Raw genomic sequence first — 19,482 nt, forward strand, 5'->3', positions numbered from 1 at the left:
ACGCGTCAGGTCGCCTGCGCTTCGGGCCACGCCCACAGGTGACGCGCCTGGTCCGGAGCGCGTTACCTGCGGTTGCTTGACGACCGTGATGCCACGCCAGCTCGCCTCATCCCTTCTGCGTGGCGATCCAGCGCTGGATCTTCTCCTGCAGGATATCCAGCGGCACCGAGCCGTCCTTGAGCACCTCGGTGTGGAAGGCGCGCACATCGAAGCGCGGACCCAGTTCGCGTTGCGCCTGTTCGCGCAACCGCGCGATCTTCATCTCGCCGACCTTGTAGGCCAGCGCCTGGCCGGGGATGGCCATGTAGCGGTCCACCTCGGCCTCGGCATCGGTGCGGGTCATGGCCGAGTTGTTGAGCATGTAGTCGATCGCCTGCGTGCGGGTCCAGCCCTTGCTGTGCAGGCCGGTGTCGGTGACCAGGCGGATCGAGCGCCACAGTGCGTTCTGCAGATAGCCGTAGTAGTTGTACGGGTCCTGATACAGGCCCAGTTCGCGGCCCAGCGATTCGGCGTACAGCCCCCAGCCCTCGATGTAGGCGGTCTCGCCACCCAGGCGGCGGAACTTGGGCAGGTCGGTCAGCTGCTGCTGCAGCCCGAGCTGGAAATGGTGGCCGGGGATGGCCTCGTGTAGATACAGGCTTTCGGTTTCCCAGGTCCTGCGCGCGTCCAGGTCGGAGGTGTTGACGTAGAACACCCCCGGCGTGCTGCCGTCGCCGCTGGGGCGCATGTACGAGCCACTGGCGGCCGACTGCGCACGCTGCGGTTCCACCACGCGCACTTCCAGCGCCGGCATGCCCTGGACATTGAACAGGCGCGGCACCGCCGCTTGCACGCGTCCCTGCAGGCCACGGTAATAGCCCAGCAATTCGGTCTCGTTGCGGAACGCGAAGCGCTTGTCGGTCTGCATGAACTTGTAGAACTTGGGCAGGTTGCCGCGGAACCGGACCTGCTTGGCCAGCGCAGCGATCTCGCCCTGCAGCCGCGCCACCTCGTCCAGCCCGATCTGGTGGATCTGCTCCGGGGTCAGGTCGGAGGTGGTGCTCTGGCGCACGTCGTAGGCGTACCAGGCCGCGCCATTGGGCAGCGCGGTCAGGCCGTCGGTGTCACGGCAGGCGGGCAGGTACTCGGTGGCGATGAAGCCGCGTAGCGCCCGGTACGCCGGCATGATCCGCACTTCGATCAGGCGCTTGTATTCGGCGGTGATGCGCTGCTTGTCGGCCTCGGGCATGTCTGCCGGCAGGTTGCGCACCGGGCCCCAGAACAGGCTGTCTTCGGCATTGCGTGCGATGATCGCATCCAGCTGCGGCAGCACCTTCTGCATCAGCACCTTCGGCTGCACCACGCCGGCCTGCATGCCGGCCCGCATGTTGGTGATCGCCTGGTCGAACAGGTCCGGGATGCCCACCGCACGCCGCGACCAGTTGTCGTAGTCCTTGACGGTCTTGAACGGCTGCGCGCCGGTGCCCGAGCCCAGCACCACCGCGATGCTGGCGATGTTGTAGAACTGGTTGATCGGCAGCATCCAGCTGGGGAATTGCTCGGCCGCCAGCGCGCTGCGCGCATCGCGCACGAAGATCTGGTAGCTGAGCAGGTCCTGCCCGCTCAGGCCGTCCGGCCCCAGCGCCTCGGCCTTGCCCAGCCACAGCACGGTGAAGTCGTGCGACTGCTGCCGGAACGCCGGCGACAGGAAGTTGGGCAGCTGGTCGTTGTAGCGGGTCTCGCCCTGGAAGGTGGCCTGCAGCGGGTTGAGCTTGAGCGAGGCATCCCAGTACTGGTCGTAGAGCAAATTGAGCTGCTGCGCCTTGGTCAGCACCACCGGGGCGGCCACCGCACGCGGCCTGGGCCTGGCGGCCTTGCCACCCTTGGCGGCCTTGCTGGTTCTGGCGGCCGGCTTGGTGGCCTTCTTGCCCTTGCTCGCCTTCGCGCGCGTTTGCGTGGTCTGTGCCTTGGCGGTCTTCTTCTTGGCCGCATCGGCGGGCGCTGCCACTGACAGGCTCAGCACGGCGGCCAGGGCCAGGGACAGCAGGCGGGAAAAGCTGAGGGGCATTACCGGCTCCGGGAACAAGCGAGCGGGGAGCTTGCCCGATCCGCACCGTTCCGGCCACCCATCGGGCGCACGGGGCGCGCCTGGAATTCATGAAGCCCGCTGCGCATGCCTGCGGCGCGCAGGCATGCTGCAGTGCGATAGGCTTGCGTACATGCCAAGCGATGAATCGACATGCGGGACCCAGGTGCCCGTGCAGGGTGGGCAGGGTTTCTGGCGCGATCCGGCGTTGCCCTTTGTCGAACTGCGCCAGGTGATCAACAGCCGCAGCCTGTGTTATGCCGCGCATACGCACGAGCAATGGTCGGTGGGCGCGGTCGACCGCGGGCTTGCGCGTTATCGCAATGGACGCATGAGGGCGCAGGTGGGCGCGCGGTCGCTGACCCTGATCAACCCGGGCGAGGTGCATGCCTGCAATCCGGATCAGCAGCAGGACTGGTCGTTCCGCATGCTGTATCTGGACGTGGCGTGGCTGCGCGAACAACAGCGCGCACTCGGCCTGGCCACCAATGCCGATGTGCACCTGCTGGCGGCACCGCTATGCCAGACCCCGGCAGCCTATGCCGCCTTCGACCGCATGCATGCGGTATTGACCGATGGCAATGCCGACGCGCTTGCACGCGAGAGTGCATTGATCGCGTTCGTGGCGCGGCTGCATCTGCATGTTGAGCCGATGAGTCGCGCGCTTGCGGTCGATACCGGGCCGATGCGACGGGTGGCCGAGTATCTGCAGACCCATCACGCGCGTGCGGTATCGCTGCGCGAACTGTGCACGCTGGCCGGGATGCCGGCGCCGCGGCTGATTCGCGGCTTTCGCCAGGCCCACGGGATGACCCCGCATGCGTATCTGCTGGATTGCCGTTTCCAGCGTGCACGCGAGGCCTTGCGGCGTGGCGGAGAGATCGCCGAAGTCGCCTATGCGCATGGCTACGCCGACCAGGCGCACCTGCAGCGCAGCTTCAAACGCGCCTGGGCGGTGACACCGGGGCGTTATCGCAATGCGGTCCCTAGTTCCATCAGCAGATAGACCGCGCTCAGTACAAGCAGCGCAGCCAACACCCGATTCAAGCGCCGCAGCTGTTTGGGCACCTGCACATGCCGGCGCAGCGCTGCGCCAGCCAGCAACCAGCACGCCAGCGAGGGGTAGCAGACCAGCGCATACACCACCGCAAAGCCCGCCAGTTGCGTGGTGCCTGTCGTTGCATACAGCGCAACGCCGGAGGTCGCCGCCAACCAGGCCTTGGGGTTGAGCCATTGCATCGCCGCACCGGTCCAGAACGAGGCGGCCGTGCGCGGCCTGGCCGTTTCGATGACGCCATCGTCGCGCAGCAGGCGCCAGGCCATGTAGAGCAGGAACCCCACCCCTGCCAGATGCAAGGCACGGCCGAGCAGCGGCCAGCGCAGCAACACCTGCTGCAGTCCCAGGCCCACCAACAGCAGCAGCGCGACGAAGCCGACGGTGGCGCCGATCACGTGGCCATGCCCGGCACGCGCGCCGGCACTGGCGCCGGTGCTCAACGCGACCAGGTTGACCGGGCCGGGCGAAATCGAGCACACCAGCGCAAAGCTGGCCATTGCGACAAGATGGTCCATGGCGCGGAATCCGTAGCGGGGCGCACCAGCATGGCTGGCGACCGCAGCCGCGGATTGAACAAAATTTCGATGGGCGGCCGCTGCGGCCGTCGCATGATCGGCAAGCGCAGCGAACGGGCGGCGGGCGGGCTGCGCGCAAGACCAAGGGGCCGGTTCGATGCCGCCGCCCCGGGCGCCGATGGTTGCCCTGCAGCGATGCGGCCGGCAGGCTTCCGCGTTGTCAGCCGGAGGCGGCTTCTTCGCGTAGCTGCTCGGCGCGCTCGGCGCCCAGGTATGCGCCGATGGCGCGGCGCGCCAGATACAGCAGCGGGATCAGTGCGATCGCAAAGCCCATCTTGTACACGTAGTTGAGCGTGCTCACCGCCAGAAACTGGTCGATGGACCAGTGCTGCGGTCCGAGCACGAAGGCGATGTAGATCACCACGAAGCTGTCCACCAGTTGCGACACCGCCGTGGAGCCGGTGGCACGCAGCCACACGTGCTTTTCGCCGGTGGCGCGGCGGATGCGATGGAATACCGACACGTCGATCAACTGGCCGAACAGGAACGCCACCAGCGAGCCGCCGATCGTCCACAGGCCCTGGCCGAACACCGCCGCAAAGGCCGCCTGGTAGTCGGGCACGCCCTGGCCCTGCGCCGCAGTGACCCACCAGGCTGCCGGCGCCAATGCGATCGCGGCAAACGCGAACACGAAGCCGTAGCCGATCAGCACCACCGCCACCCACGAGATGAAACGCACCCCGCGGCTGCCGAAGAACTCGTTGATGGTGTCGGTCATGATGAACACCACCGGCCACAGCAAGGTGCCGGCGGTGAAGCTGAGCGAGCCGGTCTGGCCGAACAGGTTCCAGTTCAACGGCGCGATGCCGAGCGTGTCTTCCAGCGCGAAGATCTTGACGCCGATGAACTCGGCCAATGCCGCGTTGACGCAAAAGAACGCGGCCAGCGCAATGAACAGGCGGACCGCACGATCGTCGAGGGTACGCGGCCGTGTCATTGCGTCAGCGATCCGCCGTGCGGGTGAAGGGAACCGAGTCGGGCGCCACTGCGCCGCCGGAGATGATGAAGCTCATGGCCTGGTCCACGCTCCAGTCGGTGGGCGTGAGCAGCTCCACCGGCACGATCTCCAGATAGCCGGAGGTCGGGTTGGGCGTGGTCGGCACATACACCGCCGCCAGCTCGCGGCCGGTGCCCTGTTCCTTGATCACCCGCGTGACCAGGCCGATCGACTTCATGTCGCGATGCGGGAAGTCGATCAGCACCACGCGTTGGGTGCTGCCGGGCTGGGTCTGCAGGATGTCGAGCAATTTGCGCGCGCTGTCGTAGACCACGCTGGCCAGCGGGATGCGCCGCATGATCGCCTCGAACCAGCGCAGCAGGCGCTGGCCGATCACGCGCCGGCTCAGGATGCCGACGAACAGGATCACGCCCACGGTGGCGATCAGCGCGATGGTGTTCTGCACCCACAGCGCCTTGATCCAGCCCAGATAATCGGGGAACGAGGCGGCGATGCGTTCGGACAGCGGCACCACCCACGGGCTGCTGATGCCCGACAACAGCGAGAACACGAACTTCACCACCACCCAGGTCAACCAGACCGGCAGCAGGGTGAGCAAACCGGTCAGGAAGACCCGTTGCAGGGAAGGGCGGGAATGCGGGGTGGGGGATTCGGACATGCGCGCATTGTAGGCATTCGGCCGTGCCCGGTGCAGGTGAGGCGGGGATTTGGGATTGGGCATTGGGGATTCGTAAAAGATGCACTGCTGCGTGCTGAAAGGTCGCCCTCAGGCAGTGACACGTCGCGTGCGCAAGGCGGTAGCAGGTCGCTTCCTCATCCCGCCGGAGAGAAGGGACGCACGGCACTGGAGGCGCTTATGACAGCCGCGACCGCCTGGGCGACTGGGCTGATGCTGCTGCGCTCAAGCCAAACATGGCTTTCGGTTGGGGGGCGGTGGTGTGGTGTCTCGGCCAGGCGGGGCGCGGTTGTCCGTCGAACGCAATCGTTCGTACAAGTAGGCGAAGGCCTCGCTTGCCAGATGCGTGCAGCCTGCGAAAAAACGCGTGGTCATCAGACAGGCCAAGGCTTAGAAACCAACATGCCGCGCCCTTGCGGGACGCGGCATGTGATCGAGATCGAGTACGCGTTAAAACAAAACGCTCGCACATCGAGTCAGCAGATTGCAGTGCCGACAAACGGCATTCAGAACCGGAAGTTCAACCAGCCCATGACGAAGGTCGAATCGCCGTAGCCGGCTTTTTCCAGCGCGGGCCCTGCCATCAGGTGTTCGGCGCGGAAGGTCACCGACCAGTTCGGGTCGATGTTCCAGGTGGCGTTGATGCGCGGCATGGTGCCGATGCGGCGCTCGCCGGTGTTCTGCGTGCGTGCGTAGGCGCGTGCCTGGTTGTTGTAGATCGCATCGCTGGTGGTCTGGCGCCACAGGGTTTCCCATTCCAGGTTCACGGTGAGCTTGGAAGTGGGCGAGAAGGTGAACGTGGGCGCGGCAGTGACCAGGTTGACCGGGCCGAAGAACGTGGCCCAGCTGAAGTAGATCGTATTGCCATAGAGGAAGTTGTTGTTGCGCAGCGTGCCGGTGCCGGAGGTGCCACCGCCGCCGGACGCGATTTCGCTATGGAAGCCCAGGCGCGGCTTCCAGCCGTTGTCGCTCAGCGTCCACGCATTGGAGGTGCTGGCCATGTAGGCACGCAGGTCGCGCCCGCCGTAGCTGCCGCGCTGCACGGTCACGAACGAGTCGGTGCGCAGCTTGCCCACATTGCCCCACAGGCGCAGCCCGTAGTAGTTACGGTTTTCTTCGGCGGTCTGCCGGCCCCAGACCTGGTTGTCGTTGCGGAACTGGTAGAAGAACGGCTCCAGATACATCGGCTTGGCGGTCGGCATGCGATAGCCGCCGACCACGCCGCGGAAGTGCCGCGAGCGGTCGATGCGATCGTCGCCCAGTCCCTCGGTGCCATCCAGGTTGAAGTTGAAATCGAACAGGTCCACGCGGGTCTTTTCGCCGATCGCCCAGGCGCGCACACCGTTGAAGGTCACGAAGATGTCGGTGTTGTCGCGCAGGGCCATCAGCGTGGTGGGGCCATCGACAAACACCTGGCGGCCCACGCGCAGGCCAAGGTCGGCATCGTTGACGCGTCCTTTCACATCGAAGAACACCTGCTGCAGGATCGCGTTGTTTTCCTGCGTGCCGGTCTTGGCGCCCTCGTTGCGTCCATCCAGGCTGCCGTGCGCCAGTTCCGTATACAGACGGAAGTGCTCGCCAATATGGAAGTCGGCACCGAAGAACGCGCGCAACAGGTACTGCTGCTGCGAGTGGCTGCCGGGAATCAGACCGGGATTGGTGATGGTGTTGCTGCGCACGCGCAGTTCGTTGCTGAGCGAGACATACACATCGCCCGATTCATTGAACGGAATGTACTTGAGCGGATCGAACGGGCTCTTGCGCTTGGATGGATCCTTCAGATACGACCAGTCCTCGGCCCAACGCACCTGCCACATGTTGCCGCCCTGCTTGGCTCCCCAGCCCTGCGCTTCGAGCGGATACCCCTTGGCGGGCGCGGGCGCTGCAGGAGCGGCGGGCGCGGCCTTCGCCGGTTCCGGCTGGGTCTGCTCGGCATTGACCGGCGCGGTCTGCGCCTGCGCAAACCCCAGTGCCGGCAGAGACAACCCGATCGCCAAGCACAGGCACCGGGTGGCGCCAAAGGAAGTTTCAGCCATGGCCGGCTGTGCCAAGCGTGCTAGTCGCATCGTGTCGCCCTATCGAAAAAGTGAGTCGTCTGAGCAAGTGGTATCGGCCCAGTGGGCAATGACTGTAGTGGAGCGCTGCCGCAAAGGGAGTAACCCAATGGTTCTAAGTACATGAGCGGGGATTGGGGAGTCGGGATTGGGGATTCGCAAAAGCGGGCCTGCAAATAACGCGCCAAGTATTCTTCAGTTCGCTTGAGTCGTGTACGGAAATTCTCGGTTGCTTGCCTTGCAAATCCCTAATCCCGATTCCCCAATCCCGATTTTCCTATCCCGGCCCGTGGCTACCGACATATTCGCTATTCCTCACTTCGCAATAGCATTGCCTTCGAGCTGGTGGAGCTGGCCGATGAGCGAATCCGATGCCTGCGGAAATTCCAGAAGGAGCTGAGTGCCGGCACGGTGTCGCTGGCCTTGTTGGCAGTGCTGGCGCAGGCCGATGCGCCGCTGTACGGCTATCTGATCGCCAAGCGGCTGGAGCGGCTGGGCGGCGTGCTTAGCGGCACGCAGAGCACGTTGAATCCGGTGCTGCGCAATCTGGACGGCGCAGGGCTGCTGCACAGCCATGTCGAGCCCTCGGCGTCCGGGCCGCCCCGGCGCTATTACCGCATCACCCAAACCGGGCGTGATTGCCTGCGCGACTGGAGCGCCGCCTGGCGCGCCACCCGCGATTCGGTTGACGCAGTGCTGGAGGGGACCTACTGATGACAGGCGCGTCCGTTGCCGACCACCAGTCCTGATGACCTTGTGCAAGTGCGCCAGCCCTGGCCTGCGTGGACCCGGCGACGCTTCGGGGTGTGCTCCACGATGCCGAACCGGGAAGGGTTCATGGCACTCCTGCGGGCGGTGAGGGCGGTGAGGGCGGTGAGGGCACCGCGCACGCGACCAGTCCTCTGGGTTGGCGCGAACCAGGCATCTGTGCATAAAAAAAACGCCCCTCGATCGGTCTCGATCGAGGGGCGTTTTTTGTTGCCGGTCAAGCGCGTTTGCCGCGCTTGCGGATCGGGGTGACGGTGGCCGGATCGCGGCTGCCCACCGGGTCGGCATCGTAGCGAGCGATGAATTCGCGCACCTGCGGGTACACCACTTCGCGCCAGCGGCGGCCGCTGAAGATGCCGTAGTGGCCGGCACCTTCCACCACCAGATGACGGCGATGCGCCGCGTCGATCCCGGTGCACAGATCGTGCACCGCTTCGGTCTGGCCCAGGCCGGCGATATCGTCCAGTTCGCCCTCGATGCTGAGCAGTGCGGTATTGCGGATCGCCGACGGCTTGACCAGCTGGCCATCCACTTTCCACTTGCCCTGCGGCAGCAGGAAGTCCTGGAACACCACGCGAATGGTGTCCAGGTAATACTCGGCCGGCATGTCGAGCACGGCGTTGTATTCGTCGTAGAACTGCCGGTGCGCCTGCGCGTCCTGCAGATCGCCCTTGACCAGGTCGGTGTAGAAATCCCAGTGCGACATCACGTGCCGATTGGGGTTCATCGACAGGAAGCCGGCGTGCTGCAGGAAGCCCGGATACACCTGCCGGCCATGGCCCGGATACGGGAACGGCACGGTGTGGATCAGGTTGTTCTGGAACCACTCGATGCCATTTTCGGTGGCCAGGTTGTTGACCTGGGTCGGGCTGCGGCGCGCATCGATCGGCCCGCCCATCATCACCAGCGAGCGCGGCGTGGGTTCGTCGTTGGTGGCCATCAACGACACCGCTGCAAGCACCGGCACGGTGGGCTGACACACGCTCACCACATGCAGGCGCTCGGCGCCGATGTGACGGATGAACTCCTGGATGTAGCTGATGTAGTCCTCGAGCCGGAAGGCGCCGGCTTCCAGCGGCACCATGCGCGCGTCCACCCAATCGGTGACATAGACCTTGTGGTTGCGCAGCAGCGTGCGCACGGTGTCGCGCAGCAGGGTGGCATGGTGGCCGGACAACGGCGCCACCACCAGCACGGCCGGCTGCTGCTTCATCGTGCCGATCAACTCGACATGGTCGCTGAAACGCTTGAAGCGCAGCAGACGGCAGAACGGCTTGCTCAGCACTTCACGTTCGATGATCGGCAGCGAGTGGCCGTCGACCTCGACATCGTCCAGCGCCCAGGCCGGCTTTTCGTATTCCTTGCCCAGGCGATGGAACAGCTCATTGCTGGCCGCCATGCGTTCGGCGCCCGGGAGCGAGGCCCACAGACTGTCGGGGTCGGAAAACATCTTGGCGTTCGCCTGGGCCTGGTGCACCCAAGGCGCTAGCAGATTGCGGGTCAGCTCGTGCAGTTGATAAAGCATTCCACCCATCCGTGCGGCTCTTTGCTGCCGCGCAGCATACCCCCTTTGGCGCATTTGCACCTTAATGGGGCTGCGGACGGTAGAGGCTGTCATCCAAGCTGTGGCAGGCGCGAGCGCCTTGATTTGCCGCGATTTTACGTTGCCGCCATCGGAGATACGTCGGACGACGGCGCCGCGCTGAAAGTGTGCGTTCTCGCAGAGCCGTGCGGACTGCCTGGCAGGCTCCTCTGCCTGCGGGGAGGGGTAAGGGGTGTGGCCCACACGCACTCAACTTCCACCAGGCTTCGTGCGTACCCTCATCTGCCCCTGCGGGGCACCTTCTGCGGGAGAAGGAAGGAAGGCCGCTTTCCTGCGGGCGAGGGTGGCGGGAGGGCGCGCGGCGAGCCACTCGCCTCGCCATGTGTGCCTCAGCCGGCCAACGTCCTGCTCAGCCGCGCTCCAACGCAGACGCCTCATCGGCCAATTGCGGCGACAACCAGCAGTGCGAACCGAGTGCAGCAAACCCCACGCCGGCGAAGCGGCGCCGATACCAGCGCGCCGGCCGCGCCTGAAAACCCTCGTGGTCGCCCTCGAAGGCGTCTTCTTCGGCAAATGTCTCCAGAAACGCCACACCCGCGCACATCTCGGCCAGCCCCGGCAGCCCCTGGTTGAACTCGCGGGTGGGCACGTAATGCAGCACGTCCGAGCAGATCAGCAGATCCACCGGCGCGCAGGGGCGCAGCCAGGCGAAATCGCCGAAGCGGGCAGGATGGATCTGCCGGCTGCGCCCGTAACGCTGTACCGCATAGGCGCTGCTGTCGAAGCCCAGATAGCTCAGCCTGGGGCGCAAGGCCAACAATGGCGCGCGCCAGGCCGCCTCGCCACAACCGATATCCAGCACGCTGCGGATCGGGCGCTCCAGGTAGTACTCGGCCTGACTCACCGCCAGTGCGACCTTGCGTCGCAGGCGCGCAGGGTCGGCCAGCCCCGCATCCCTGTACCAGCGGCGGAAATAGTGGGCGTCGTACTGCTTGTCGTCGGGTTCGGACATGGACTTCAGGTGCTTTCGCATGAGCGGATGGGTGAAAATGCGGGCCATCCTACGCCAGCCAGCGAAGCCAGCACATGACCCTGTACCTGTGGATCAAGACCTTCCATCTGTTGTTCGTCACTGCGTGGATGGCGTCGGTGTTCTACCTGCCACGCATCCTGGTCAATATCGCCGAAGCCGGTGCCGAGCCTGCGGTACGCACACGCCTGGTGCTGATGGGGCGCCGCCTCTACAGATTCGGCCACAGCATGCTGGGCCTGGCGCTGCTGCTGGGCGCGGTGCTGTGGCAGGGCTATCGGGTGATTCCGGATTTCCCGACGATGGTGGCCGGTGGCTGGCTGCACGCAAAACTGTTTGCGGTGGCCTTGATCCTGGCGCATTACATCGTGGCCGGGCGCTGGTTGAAGGGCGTGGATCAGGGCCGCAGCCTGCCCAGCGGCCGCGCGCTGCGGCTGTTCAATGAAGTGCCGGTGGTGTTGCTGGTCGCGGTGATCTGGCTGGTGCTGGCCAAGCCGTTCTGAGCGCTGTTGAAGTACAGGCAGCGCGTGCGTTTGCCTGACGCAGTCGATGCGCAGCGACGATGGCGATGCGACCCCACGGGGTGCAGGCCGGCACCGCGCGCCGACGGCGGACATCACCTGGGCGCGCAGTGGCCGACACGCATGGGAGACAAGCCGGGATCCGGCGACGTCTGCGGCCGCACACCTGGATCAACACCGCCAGGAACGCGAACGCGATCAGGACGAAGATCCAGTACAGCGCCCGCCTGCTGAGTACGACAAGCACGCAGCAGGCGGCCTGCAACACCAGTGACAGGAGAGGCAGGGCTTATTGCGACCAGGTCCTTCCTCGATGACCAATCGTCTTGCTCGCTGGCGATGGTGCACGCAGCACCATCGCCTCGGCGTATCGCCGATCAGTTGCCTTCGTAGGCACCGTAGCTGCGCAGGCGCTCGTAACGACGCTGCAGCAGGCCTTCGACCGGCAGCTTTTCCAGCGCTTCCAGCTCATTGAGCAACACCGCCTTGAGGCGCTTGCCCATCTGTTCGGGATTGCGATGCGCGCCGCCGGTGGGTTCGCGGATCACCTTGTCGACCAGGCCCAGGCCCTTCAGGCGCTTGGCGGTCAGCCCGAGCTGCTCGGCGGCGTCCTTGGCCTTGGCCGCGTCCTTCCACAGGATCGAAGCGCAGCCTTCGGGCGAGATCACCGAATAGGTGCCGTATTCCAGCATCAACGTGCGGTCGCCCACGCCGATCGCCAGCGCGCCGCCGGAGCCGCCTTCGCCGATCACGGTGCAGATCACCGGCACTTTCAGTTCGGCCATCTCCAGCAGGTTGCGCGCGATCGCTTCGGACTGGCCGCGTTCCTCGGCGCCGATACCGGGGTAGGCGCCCGGGGTGTCGATGAAGGTCAGCAGCGGCAGGCGGAAACGCTCGGCCAGCTTCATCAGGCGCAGCGCCTTGCGGTAGCCCTCCGGACGCGGCATGCCGAAGTTGCGGGCGACCTTGCTCTTGGTGTCGCGGCCCTTCTGGTGACCGATGATCACCACCGCGCGGCCATCGATGCGGCCCAGGCCCCCGACGATCGCCTTGTCGTCGGCATAGGCGCGGTCGCCGGCCAGTTCCTGGAATTCGTCGCAGATGGTGTTGATGTAGTCCAGCGTGTACGGGCGCTGCGGGTGGCGCGCCAGCTGCGAGACCTGCCAGGCCGACAGGTCGCGGAAGATCTGTGCGGTACGCACGCGCAGCTTGTCGCGCAGCGCACGCACCTCGGTGTCCACGTTGACTGCAGGGCCGGTGCTGGCCTTGCGCAGTTCCTGGATCTTGGCTTCCAGATCGGCGATGGGTTGCTCGAAGTCGAGGTAGTTGGGATTCATGCAGTGGTGTCGTCAACGTAAGGCGGGGAGTGTAGCCGAATGCGTTCGATGAACCCGTACGGTGGGGTTAGGAGAATCGGGAATCGGGAATGGGGAATCAAAGCAGGGCGGATGGCGGCCTCGCTTTTGCGATTCCCCATTCCCGACTCCCCATTCTCACGCCCACGGAGGGCTGTACTTGATCTTCAGGGTCCGCACCGCCGGATCGGCGCGCAGGCTGTCCATCAACTGCTGGTCGATGCGCACCGAGTGGCTGCCGTTGAGGTCGAGCATGCCGGCCACCCCGCCGGTCGGAGCGCGCAGCAGCAGGTCCAGGCGCAGGGGGGTCTTGCCGGGGCGGTGCTTGGCCAGCAGGGCGTCGATGCGCTTCCAGGCCTGCTTCTCGCGCAGGTCCAGGCGCAATGACAGGCGTTGCGCATGGTCGGCGCAGATCTGCTCGTAGTCCCAGCATTGGCGGATGCGCAGGCTGTAGCCGCCGTTGAATTCGTCCTCGCGCAGGCCGCCCTTGACGATCAGGATGCGGTCGCGGGTGAGCAGGTGCCCGAACTCGGCCATCGCATCGGAGAACGCGCTGCATTCGACCCGGCCACGGCCGTCTTCGAGCTGCACGAACACCTGGCTGTCGCCCTTGCGCCGCACGCCGATCACCTGGCCGGCCAGGATGGCGCTGACTTCCGGGCGCCAGGCGCGTTTTTCGCCATCGCCGCCGCCTCCGCCGCCGCGTTGTTGCGAGGCGAGGATCTTCTCCAGCGACCCCAGGTCGCAGCCGACCAGCTCGCGCACCTCGTCGCGGTGCGGGTCGAACGGATGGCCGCTGAGATAGAAGCCCAGCGTTTCGCGCTCGCCGGTGAGCAGCTGGCCCAGCGGCCATTCCTCGCTTTCGGGCAGGTCCAGGCGCAACGCCGGCGCGCTCGGGTCCGGCCCGCCGAACAGCGAGTTCTGGCCCGAGGCGCGCTCGCGCGCCAGCTGCTCGGTGGCCTTGACCACTTCCGGCAGCTGCAACATCAGCGAGGCGCGGTTCTTGCCCAGCCCATCCATCGCGCCGGCATTGATCATCGCTTCCAGGGTGCGGCGGTTGAGCTTGGCGGTGCCCACGCGCGTGCAGAAATCCAGCAACGTGGTGTAGGGGCCGCCGCGCTGGCGTTCTTCGACGATCGCCTCGCAGGCGCCCTGGCCGACACCCTTGATCGCGCCCAGGCCGTATTGAATCGTGTCCGGGCTGGCAGCTTCGAACATGTAGGCCGACTCGTTGACGCGCGGCGGCTTGACGGTCAGGCCGAGATTGCGCACCTCATCGAGAAAGCCGACCACCTTGTCGGTGTTGTCCATGTCCGAGGACAGCGTCGCGGCCATGAATTCGGCCGGGTAATGCCGTTTCAGCCACGCGGTCTGGTAGCTGACCAGCGCGTAGGCGGCGGCGTGCGACTTGTTGAAGCCGTAGCCGGCGAACTTCTCCATCAGGTCGAAAATTTCGTCGGCCTTGGCCGCGCCCACCCCGCCCTTGGCCGCGCCCTCGCGGAAGATCTCGCGGTGCTTGGCCATTTCGGCCGGCACCTTCTTGCCCATCGCACGGCGCAGCAGGTCGGCGCCGCCCAGCGAATAATCGCCGACGATCTGCGCCATCTGCATCACCTGCTCCTGGTACACCATGATGCCGTAGGTGTCCTTGAGGATGGCTTCGGTGCGCGGATCCGGGTAGATGATCTCCTGCTGGCCGTGCTTACGCGCGTTGAAGTCCGGGATCAGGTCCATCGGGCCGGGGCGGTACAGCGATACCAGCGCGATCAGGTCTTCGAAACGGTCCGGGCGCGCGTCCTTGAGCAGGCGGCGCATGCCCGAGGATTCGAACTGGAACACCGCGCCGGTATTGCCCGAGGCGAACACGCCCTTGTAGGTGGGCACGTCGTCGAGGGGAATGGTGGTGATGTCGACCGGGTCGATGCCGGCGCGCGCATGGCGCACGTTGATCGCCTTGACCGCCCAGTCGATGATGGTCAGCGTGCGCAGGCCGAGGAAGTCGAACTTCACCAGGCCGACCGCTTCGACGTCGTCCTTGTCGAACTGGGTGACCGGATTCTTGCCGCGCCCGTCCTCGTCGTGTTCGGCGAACAGCGGGCAGAATTCGGACAGCGGCTCGGGCGCGATCACCACGCCACCGGCGTGCTTGCCGGCGTTGCGGGTGAGGTCCTCGAGCTGACGGGCCAGATCCATCAGGTCGCGCACGTCGTCTTCGACCTGGTAGCGCTGGATCAGGTCCGGCGAGGCCATCTCCGAGTCCTTGCCTTCGCCCATCGCATCCTTGAGCGTGATGCCCAGGATGTTGGGGATCAGCTTGGCCACGCTGTCGACCAGCCCGTAGCTGAAGCCGAGCACGCGCCCGGCGTCGCGTACCACCGCCTTGGCCGCCATGGTGCCGTAGGTGATGATCTGGCTGACCCGTTCGCGCCCGTACTTGCGCGCCACGTAATCGATCACCTCGTCGCGGCGATCCATGCAGAAGTCGATGTCGAAGTCGGGCATCGACACGCGTTCGGGATTGAGGAAGCGCTCGAACAGCAGGTTGTACGGCAGCGGGTCCAGGTCGGTGATCTGCAGTGCCCAGGCCACCAGCGAACCGGCACCGGAACCGCGCCCCGGGCCGATCGGAATGCCCTGGTTCTTGCCCCACTGGATGAAGTCGGCCACGATCAGGAAGTAGCCGGGGAAGCCCATCTTGATGATGGTGTCCAGCTCGAATTCCAGCCGGTCGACATAGTCCTGGCGGGTCTTGCCGGGCGCGATCGGGCTCTTTTCCAGGCGTGCGGCCAGACCGTCGCGCGACTGGCTGCGGATCCAGCTGTCCAGCGTCTCGTCTTCGGGCACCGGATAGGCGGGCAGGAAGTAGGTGCCCAGGCGCATCTCGATGTTGCAGCGCTGCGCCAGCGCCAGCGTGTTGTCGATTGCATCGGGCACGTCGGCGAACAGCACGGCCATTTCGTCGCCGGACTTCAGGTACTGCTGGTCGCTGTACTCGCGCGGGCGCTTGGGATCGTCGAGCACGCGGCCGGAGGAAATGCACACCCGCGCCTCGTGCGCATTGAAGTCGCTGGCGTACAGGAAGCGCACATCGTTGCTGGCCACCACCGGCAGGCCGCGCACACCGGCCGCATGCAGCGCGAACTGGTTGAAGCGTTCTTCGCCCTGGCGCCCGGTACGGGTGAGTTCCAGATGCAGGCCGTCGCCGAACACGCGCTGCCAGTCGGCCAGCTGCTGCTCGGCCAGGTCGGCGCGGCCCTCGCCGAACAGGCGCCCGGCCAGGCTGTCGCGGCCGGCCAGGGCGAACAGGTTGGCATGGCCGCTCTGCAGCCATTCGGGGTGGATCGCCACGCCGCCTTCGGGGCGGTGGCCTTCCATCCAGGCGCGGGTCAGCAGGCGCGACAGGCTCAGGTAGCCTTCGCGGTCGCGGCACAGCAGGGTCATGCGCCAGGGCGTCATGTCCGGGGTGGCGATCATCACGTCGGCGCCGGCGATCGGCTTGATGCCCACGCCCTCGGCGGCCTTGTAGAACTTGACCAGCGCGAACAGGTTGTTGAGGTCGGTGACCGCCAGCGCGGGCATGTCGAGTTCGACCGCGCGGCTCAGCAGGTTGGCCTGCTTGGCCTTTTTCGGGTCAGCCTGATCCGGTTTCTCGGGCACACGGATGGTGGAATCCGCCAGCGAGAACTCGGTGTGGACGTGCAGATGGACGAAGCGGGAAGTGGACATGCGAGACCGGAATAATGCGGGGTCAGGGTAGCGAGCGTGGTCGGGTCGGACAAGGCTTGACAGCACCGGCGCGGCGCCGCGGCCAGCTGCCACGGGGGCTGGGCGGTGTGGCCGATTCAGGCTGTGGCTAGCTGGATGCAGCGCAGCGGTGGCGATTGCGCGGATCGGGGGCGTGCGGGGCTGGGCGTGCGTGACTTGCTGCGCGAAGCCCTGGCTGCACCGGCCGTTTCCGCGCCACTGGTGGGTGGCGCCGGGACCGGGCCAGGTCAGCCTGGAGGGGGCGCTCAGTCGGCCAGCAGCAGCGCATCGGCCGGGAGCGCGCAGGGCACGTCCCACGGCGACTGCGCCGCCTCGATGCCCAATGCACGCCGCACCGGGGCGAAGCTGCGACGGTGCTGCGGGCACGGCCCATGGCTGCGCAGCGCGGCCAGGTGCACCGGCGTGGCGTAGCCCTTGTGCTGGTCGAAGCGGTATTCGGGGTGCTGGATGTGCAGGTCGTGCATCAGGCGGTCGCGGGTGACCTTGGCCACGATCGAGGCGGCCATGATGGCGCGATCGAGCGCATCGCCGCCGATCAAGGCCTCGGCCGGGCAGGGCAGGCCCTTGGGCACCCGGTTGCCGTCGATGCGGGCAAACCCGGCCACATGTGCCACCCCTTCCACCGCACGCCGCATGCCGAGCATGGTCGCCTGGTAGATATTGATGCGGTCGATCTCCTCGCTGTCGATCAGCACCACCGACCACGCCAGCGCCCGCTCGACGATGCGCGCATACAACTGCTCGCGCCGCTGCGCACTGAGCTGCTTGGAATCGTCCAGCCCGTTGATGCGCGGCTTGCCTGGATCGAACACCACCGCCGCCACCGCCACCGGCCCGGCCAGCGGGCCGCGCCCGGCTTCGTCGACACCGGCAATCAAACGCCGGGATTCGGCATTCAAACGCCGGGATTCGGCATTGGGGATTTGGGATTGGCCAAACAAGGGCGACTGGCGCGCCTCGGCGTTGGCGCTATCGGCTTGAGTGCCCGAAGCAATGATCTTCATGCCTTTGCTCCTGACGAATCCCGAATCCCCACTCCCGAATCCCCGCCTTCCAGCAACTCCGCCACCGCATCGGCCGCGCGTGCCGATGCGTCGCGGCGTAGTTCTGCGTGCAGGGCGAGATAGCGTGGTTGCAGGGCGGCGACCTTTTCCGGGTGCTTGAACCAGTCCAGCAGGGCCGCGCACAGGCGCTCCGGGGTGCAGTCGTCCTGCATCAGCTCCGGGGCGAGGTCGTCGTTGGCCAGGATGTTGGGCAGCGCGTAGCGGTTGACCTTGAGCAGGCCCAGCGTCTTGACGATGCGGTAGGTGAGCGGGGCGACCTTGTAGCCGACCACCATCGGGCGCTTGACCAGCATCGCCTCCAGCGTCGCGGTACCCGACGCCAGCAGCACCACGTCGGCGGCCAGCATCGCGGTGCGCGCCTGGCCATCGAGCAGGTGCGACCGCAGCACCGGCAGCGACGAGCGCGACAACTGCTCGGCCAGCAGCTGCTTGCAGCCAGGATTGGCCGCCGGGACCAGCACGTGCAGGTTGGGCAACTGCTCGGACACCAGCCAGGCGGCCTGGAAGAACGTCTCGCCCAGCTTGCCGATCTCGCCATGCCGGCTGCCGGGCAACACTGCCAGCACGGTGCTGGAGGCGGACAGGCCCAGCTTGGCGCGCGCGGCGGCGCGATCGGCCTGGTAGGCGATGTCGTCGGCCATCGGGTGGCCGACAAAGCGCGCATCGATGCCGTGCCTGGCGTAGATCGGCGGCTCCATCGGAAACAGGCACAGCACCAGGTCGGCGCTGGCGCCGATCTTTTCCGCACGCTTCTCGCGCCAGGCCCACACCGAGGGGCTGACGTAATGCACGGTGCGCACACCGCGCTGCTTGAGCCAGCGCTCGACCGACAGATTGAAATCGGGTGCATCGATGCCGATGAACACGTCCGGTTTCCATGCCAGCACACGCTCACGAAACGCGCGGCGCAGCTTCAGCAGCCGCGGCAGATGCTGCAGCACTTCGGTCAGCCCCATTACCGCCAGTTCGCTGGCATCGAACCAGGTCTGGCAGCCGGCCCCGCGCATCGCATCGCCGCCGATGCCGACGAACTCGGCAGCCGGATAGCGGCGCCGAAGCTGCTCGATCAAGCCGGCACCCAGGATGTCGCCGGAAGCTTCGCCGGCGATCAGCGCGATGCGTGGGGCGCGCGCTTGCGCGCCAGGAATCGGGAGTGGGGAATGGGGAAGCGGAAGTGCCGGCGATGGGCCGGCGGCAGGCGTGTCAGCGTGCGCGCCTGCATCGATTCCCGATTCCCGATTCCCGATTCCCTTCATCGCAACAACGGCCTTTCCGCCGCCTCGATGAACTCGAGCAGCCCGCGCACGTCTTCGCTGCTCTTGGCCTGTTCGGCCAGCTGCAGCTTGGCCTCGGCCAGCGGCAGCCCGGCGACGTACAGCGTGCGGTAGGCGCGCTTGATCGCGCTGATGCGCCCGGCATCGAAGCCGCGACGCTTGAGCCCTTCGCTGTTGATGCCGCGTGGGCGGCCCAGCGATTCGCTGCCGACCATGGTGAACGGCGGCACGTCGCCGTTGGTCAGCGCGCCCATGCCCAGGAAGGCGTGCGCGCCGATCCGGCAGAACTGATGGGCACCGGCAAAGCCGCTGATGATCACGTAGTCGCCCACGGTGACATGGCCGGCCAGCGTGGTGTTGTTGGAGAACACGCAGTGGTTGCCGACATGGCAGTCGTGCGCTACGTGGGTGTAGGCCAGCATCCAGTTGTCGTCGCCGACCACGGTGATGCCGCCACCGCCGCCGGTGCCGCGATTGATGGTGACGAATTCGCGGATCACGTTGCCGTTGCCGATCACCAGTTCGGTGCGCTCGCCGGCGTATTTCTTGTCCTGCGGTTCGCCGCCGATCGCGGCATGGCCGATGAAGCGGTTGTTGCGGCCGATCCGGGTCGGGCCGTGGATCGAGCAATGCGGCCCCACCTCGGTGCCCGCATCGATCTGCACATCGGCGCCGATCAACGAGAACGCGCCCACGCGCACATCGCTGGCCAGTTGCGCCGACGGATCGATGACGGCGGTGGGATGAATCAAGGGTGCTTGATCACGCATCGTGTCT

At 66.3% G+C, this 19,482-nt stretch carries 15 protein-coding genes; 3 read left to right on the plus strand and 12 right to left on the minus strand.

The window, feature by feature from the left end:
- Positions 1–106: 106 nt before the first annotated feature.
- The gene (locus EO139_RS00495; protein ID WP_126968983.1) at positions 107–2,047 is read right to left on the minus strand and encodes a DUF885 family protein; all 1,941 of its coding nucleotides are present in this window, start codon (positions 2,045–2,047) and stop codon (positions 107–109) included.
- 151 nt (positions 2,048–2,198) lie between these two features.
- Here EO139_RS00495 and EO139_RS00500 point away from each other — a divergent pair, with 151 nt between their 5' ends.
- Entirely contained in the window at positions 2,199–3,071 is an 873-nt protein-coding gene (locus tag EO139_RS00500) for an AraC family transcriptional regulator (protein ID WP_164739654.1), read from the plus strand.
- On the opposite strand, the gene EO139_RS00505 is transcribed toward EO139_RS00500, so the two are convergent.
- The 4 genes from EO139_RS00505 to EO139_RS00520 all read right to left on the minus strand — a co-directional run bounded on the left by EO139_RS00505 (position 3,035) and on the right by EO139_RS00520 (position 7,397).
- Complete coding sequence (locus tag EO139_RS00505; RefSeq protein WP_164739655.1) at positions 3,035–3,637, minus strand: LysE family translocator; 603 nt, start codon at positions 3,635–3,637, stop codon at positions 3,035–3,037. The genes EO139_RS00500 and EO139_RS00505 overlap by 37 nt on opposite strands.
- Before the next feature lie 220 nt (positions 3,638–3,857).
- Positions 3,858–4,634 (minus strand): queuosine precursor transporter, encoded by a 777-nt coding sequence (locus EO139_RS00510; RefSeq protein WP_104583407.1) that lies wholly within the window; start codon positions 4,632–4,634, stop codon positions 3,858–3,860.
- Between the two features lie 4 nt (positions 4,635–4,638).
- Positions 4,639–5,313, minus strand: a complete 675-nt coding sequence (locus EO139_RS00515) for a DUF502 domain-containing protein (protein WP_053046264.1) — start codon at positions 5,311–5,313, stop codon at positions 4,639–4,641.
- 524 nt (positions 5,314–5,837) lie between these two features.
- Positions 5,838–7,397, minus strand: coding sequence for an alginate export family protein (locus tag EO139_RS00520; protein ID WP_164739656.1), 1,560 nt, complete (start codon positions 7,395–7,397; stop codon positions 5,838–5,840).
- Between the two features lie 339 nt (positions 7,398–7,736).
- Here EO139_RS00520 and EO139_RS00525 point away from each other — a divergent pair, with 339 nt between their 5' ends.
- On the plus strand, positions 7,737–8,099 hold the full coding sequence (locus EO139_RS00525; protein ID WP_126969089.1) for a PadR family transcriptional regulator: 363 nt from the start codon (positions 7,737–7,739) through the stop codon (positions 8,097–8,099).
- A 271-nt stretch (positions 8,100–8,370) separates the two neighbouring features.
- On the opposite strand, the gene EO139_RS00530 is transcribed toward EO139_RS00525, so the two are convergent.
- Positions 8,371–9,678: a polyhydroxyalkanoate depolymerase gene (locus EO139_RS00530; RefSeq protein WP_039520278.1), complete on the minus strand. Its 1,308-nt coding sequence runs from the start codon at positions 9,676–9,678 to the stop codon at positions 8,371–8,373.
- Between the two features lie 427 nt (positions 9,679–10,105).
- Positions 10,106–10,708, minus strand: coding sequence for a class I SAM-dependent methyltransferase (locus tag EO139_RS00535; protein ID WP_162490522.1), 603 nt, complete (start codon positions 10,706–10,708; stop codon positions 10,106–10,108).
- A gap of 74 nt (positions 10,709–10,782) precedes the next feature.
- Between EO139_RS00535 and EO139_RS00540 the strand changes: the two genes are divergently transcribed.
- The gene (locus EO139_RS00540) at positions 10,783–11,229 is read left to right on the plus strand and encodes a CopD family protein (RefSeq protein ID WP_126968986.1); all 447 of its coding nucleotides are present in this window, start codon (positions 10,783–10,785) and stop codon (positions 11,227–11,229) included.
- Positions 11,230–11,624: 395 nt separating this feature from the next.
- Here EO139_RS00540 and EO139_RS00545 read toward each other — a convergent pair whose 3' ends face one another.
- The 5 genes from EO139_RS00545 to lpxA form a co-directional block, all read right to left on the minus strand.
- Positions 11,625–12,584 carry an acetyl-CoA carboxylase carboxyltransferase subunit alpha gene (locus EO139_RS00545; protein ID WP_053045248.1) on the minus strand — a complete coding sequence of 320 codons (960 nt, stop codon included), beginning with the start codon at positions 12,582–12,584 and terminating at the stop codon, positions 11,625–11,627.
- Positions 12,585–12,740: 156 nt separating this feature from the next.
- Positions 12,741–16,328 (minus strand): DNA polymerase III subunit alpha, encoded by a 3,588-nt coding sequence (gene dnaE, locus EO139_RS00550; RefSeq protein ID WP_126968987.1) that lies wholly within the window; start codon positions 16,326–16,328, stop codon positions 12,741–12,743.
- Positions 16,329–16,612: 284 nt separating this feature from the next.
- Positions 16,613–17,371, minus strand: coding sequence for a ribonuclease HII (locus EO139_RS00555; RefSeq protein WP_126968988.1), 759 nt, complete (start codon positions 17,369–17,371; stop codon positions 16,613–16,615).
- Positions 17,368–18,687, minus strand: a complete 1,320-nt coding sequence (gene lpxB, locus EO139_RS00560; RefSeq protein WP_241235881.1) for a lipid-A-disaccharide synthase — start codon at positions 18,685–18,687, stop codon at positions 17,368–17,370. Before lpxB ends, EO139_RS00555 begins: the two co-directional genes overlap by 4 nt.
- Positions 18,684–19,475 carry an acyl-ACP--UDP-N-acetylglucosamine O-acyltransferase gene (lpxA, locus tag EO139_RS00565; RefSeq protein ID WP_126968989.1) on the minus strand — a complete coding sequence of 264 codons (792 nt, stop codon included), beginning with the start codon at positions 19,473–19,475 and terminating at the stop codon, positions 18,684–18,686. The genes lpxB and lpxA overlap by 4 nt, the downstream gene beginning before the upstream one ends.
- Between the last annotated feature and the right edge of the window lie 7 nt (positions 19,476–19,482).

It is taken from the genome of Xanthomonas sp. BRIP62411 (genome assembly GCF_003993525.1).
In the GTDB taxonomy this organism is placed as follows: Bacteria; Pseudomonadota; Gammaproteobacteria; order Xanthomonadales; family Xanthomonadaceae; genus Xanthomonas; species Xanthomonas euroxanthea.

Bases quoted from the DNA above. Each gene is read 5' to 3' on its own strand.
- EO139_RS00515 (WP_053046264.1), bottom strand. From the start codon at position 5,313: ATGTCCGAATCCCCCACCCCGCATTCCCGCCCTTCCCTGCAACGGGTC.
- dnaE (WP_126968987.1), bottom strand. From the start codon at position 16,328: ATGTCCACTTCCCGCTTCGTCCATCTGCACGTCCACACCGAGTTCTCG.
- EO139_RS00505 (WP_164739655.1), bottom strand. From the start codon at position 3,637: ATGGACCATCTTGTCGCAATGGCCAGCTTTGCGCTGGTGTGCTCGATT.
- lpxB (WP_241235881.1), bottom strand. From the start codon at position 18,687: ATGAAGGGAATCGGGAATCGGGAATCGGGAATCGATGCAGGCGCGCAC.
- EO139_RS00535 (WP_162490522.1), bottom strand. From the start codon at position 10,708: ATGTCCGAACCCGACGACAAGCAGTACGACGCCCACTATTTCCGCCGC.
- EO139_RS00500 (WP_164739654.1), top strand. From the start codon at position 2,199: ATGCCAAGCGATGAATCGACATGCGGGACCCAGGTGCCCGTGCAGGGT.
- EO139_RS00540 (WP_126968986.1), top strand. From the start codon at position 10,783: ATGACCCTGTACCTGTGGATCAAGACCTTCCATCTGTTGTTCGTCACT.
- EO139_RS00555 (WP_126968988.1), bottom strand. From the start codon at position 17,371: ATGAAGATCATTGCTTCGGGCACTCAAGCCGATAGCGCCAACGCCGAG.
- EO139_RS00495 (WP_126968983.1), bottom strand. From the start codon at position 2,047: ATGCCCCTCAGCTTTTCCCGCCTGCTGTCCCTGGCCCTGGCCGCCGTG.
- EO139_RS00530 (WP_039520278.1), bottom strand. From the start codon at position 9,678: ATGCTTTATCAACTGCACGAGCTGACCCGCAATCTGCTAGCGCCTTGG.
- lpxA (WP_126968989.1), bottom strand. From the start codon at position 19,475: ATGCGTGATCAAGCACCCTTGATTCATCCCACCGCCGTCATCGATCCG.
- EO139_RS00520 (WP_164739656.1), bottom strand. From the start codon at position 7,397: ATGCGACTAGCACGCTTGGCACAGCCGGCCATGGCTGAAACTTCCTTT.
- EO139_RS00510 (WP_104583407.1), bottom strand. From the start codon at position 4,634: ATGACACGGCCGCGTACCCTCGACGATCGTGCGGTCCGCCTGTTCATT.
- EO139_RS00545 (WP_053045248.1), bottom strand. From the start codon at position 12,584: ATGAATCCCAACTACCTCGACTTCGAGCAACCCATCGCCGATCTGGAA.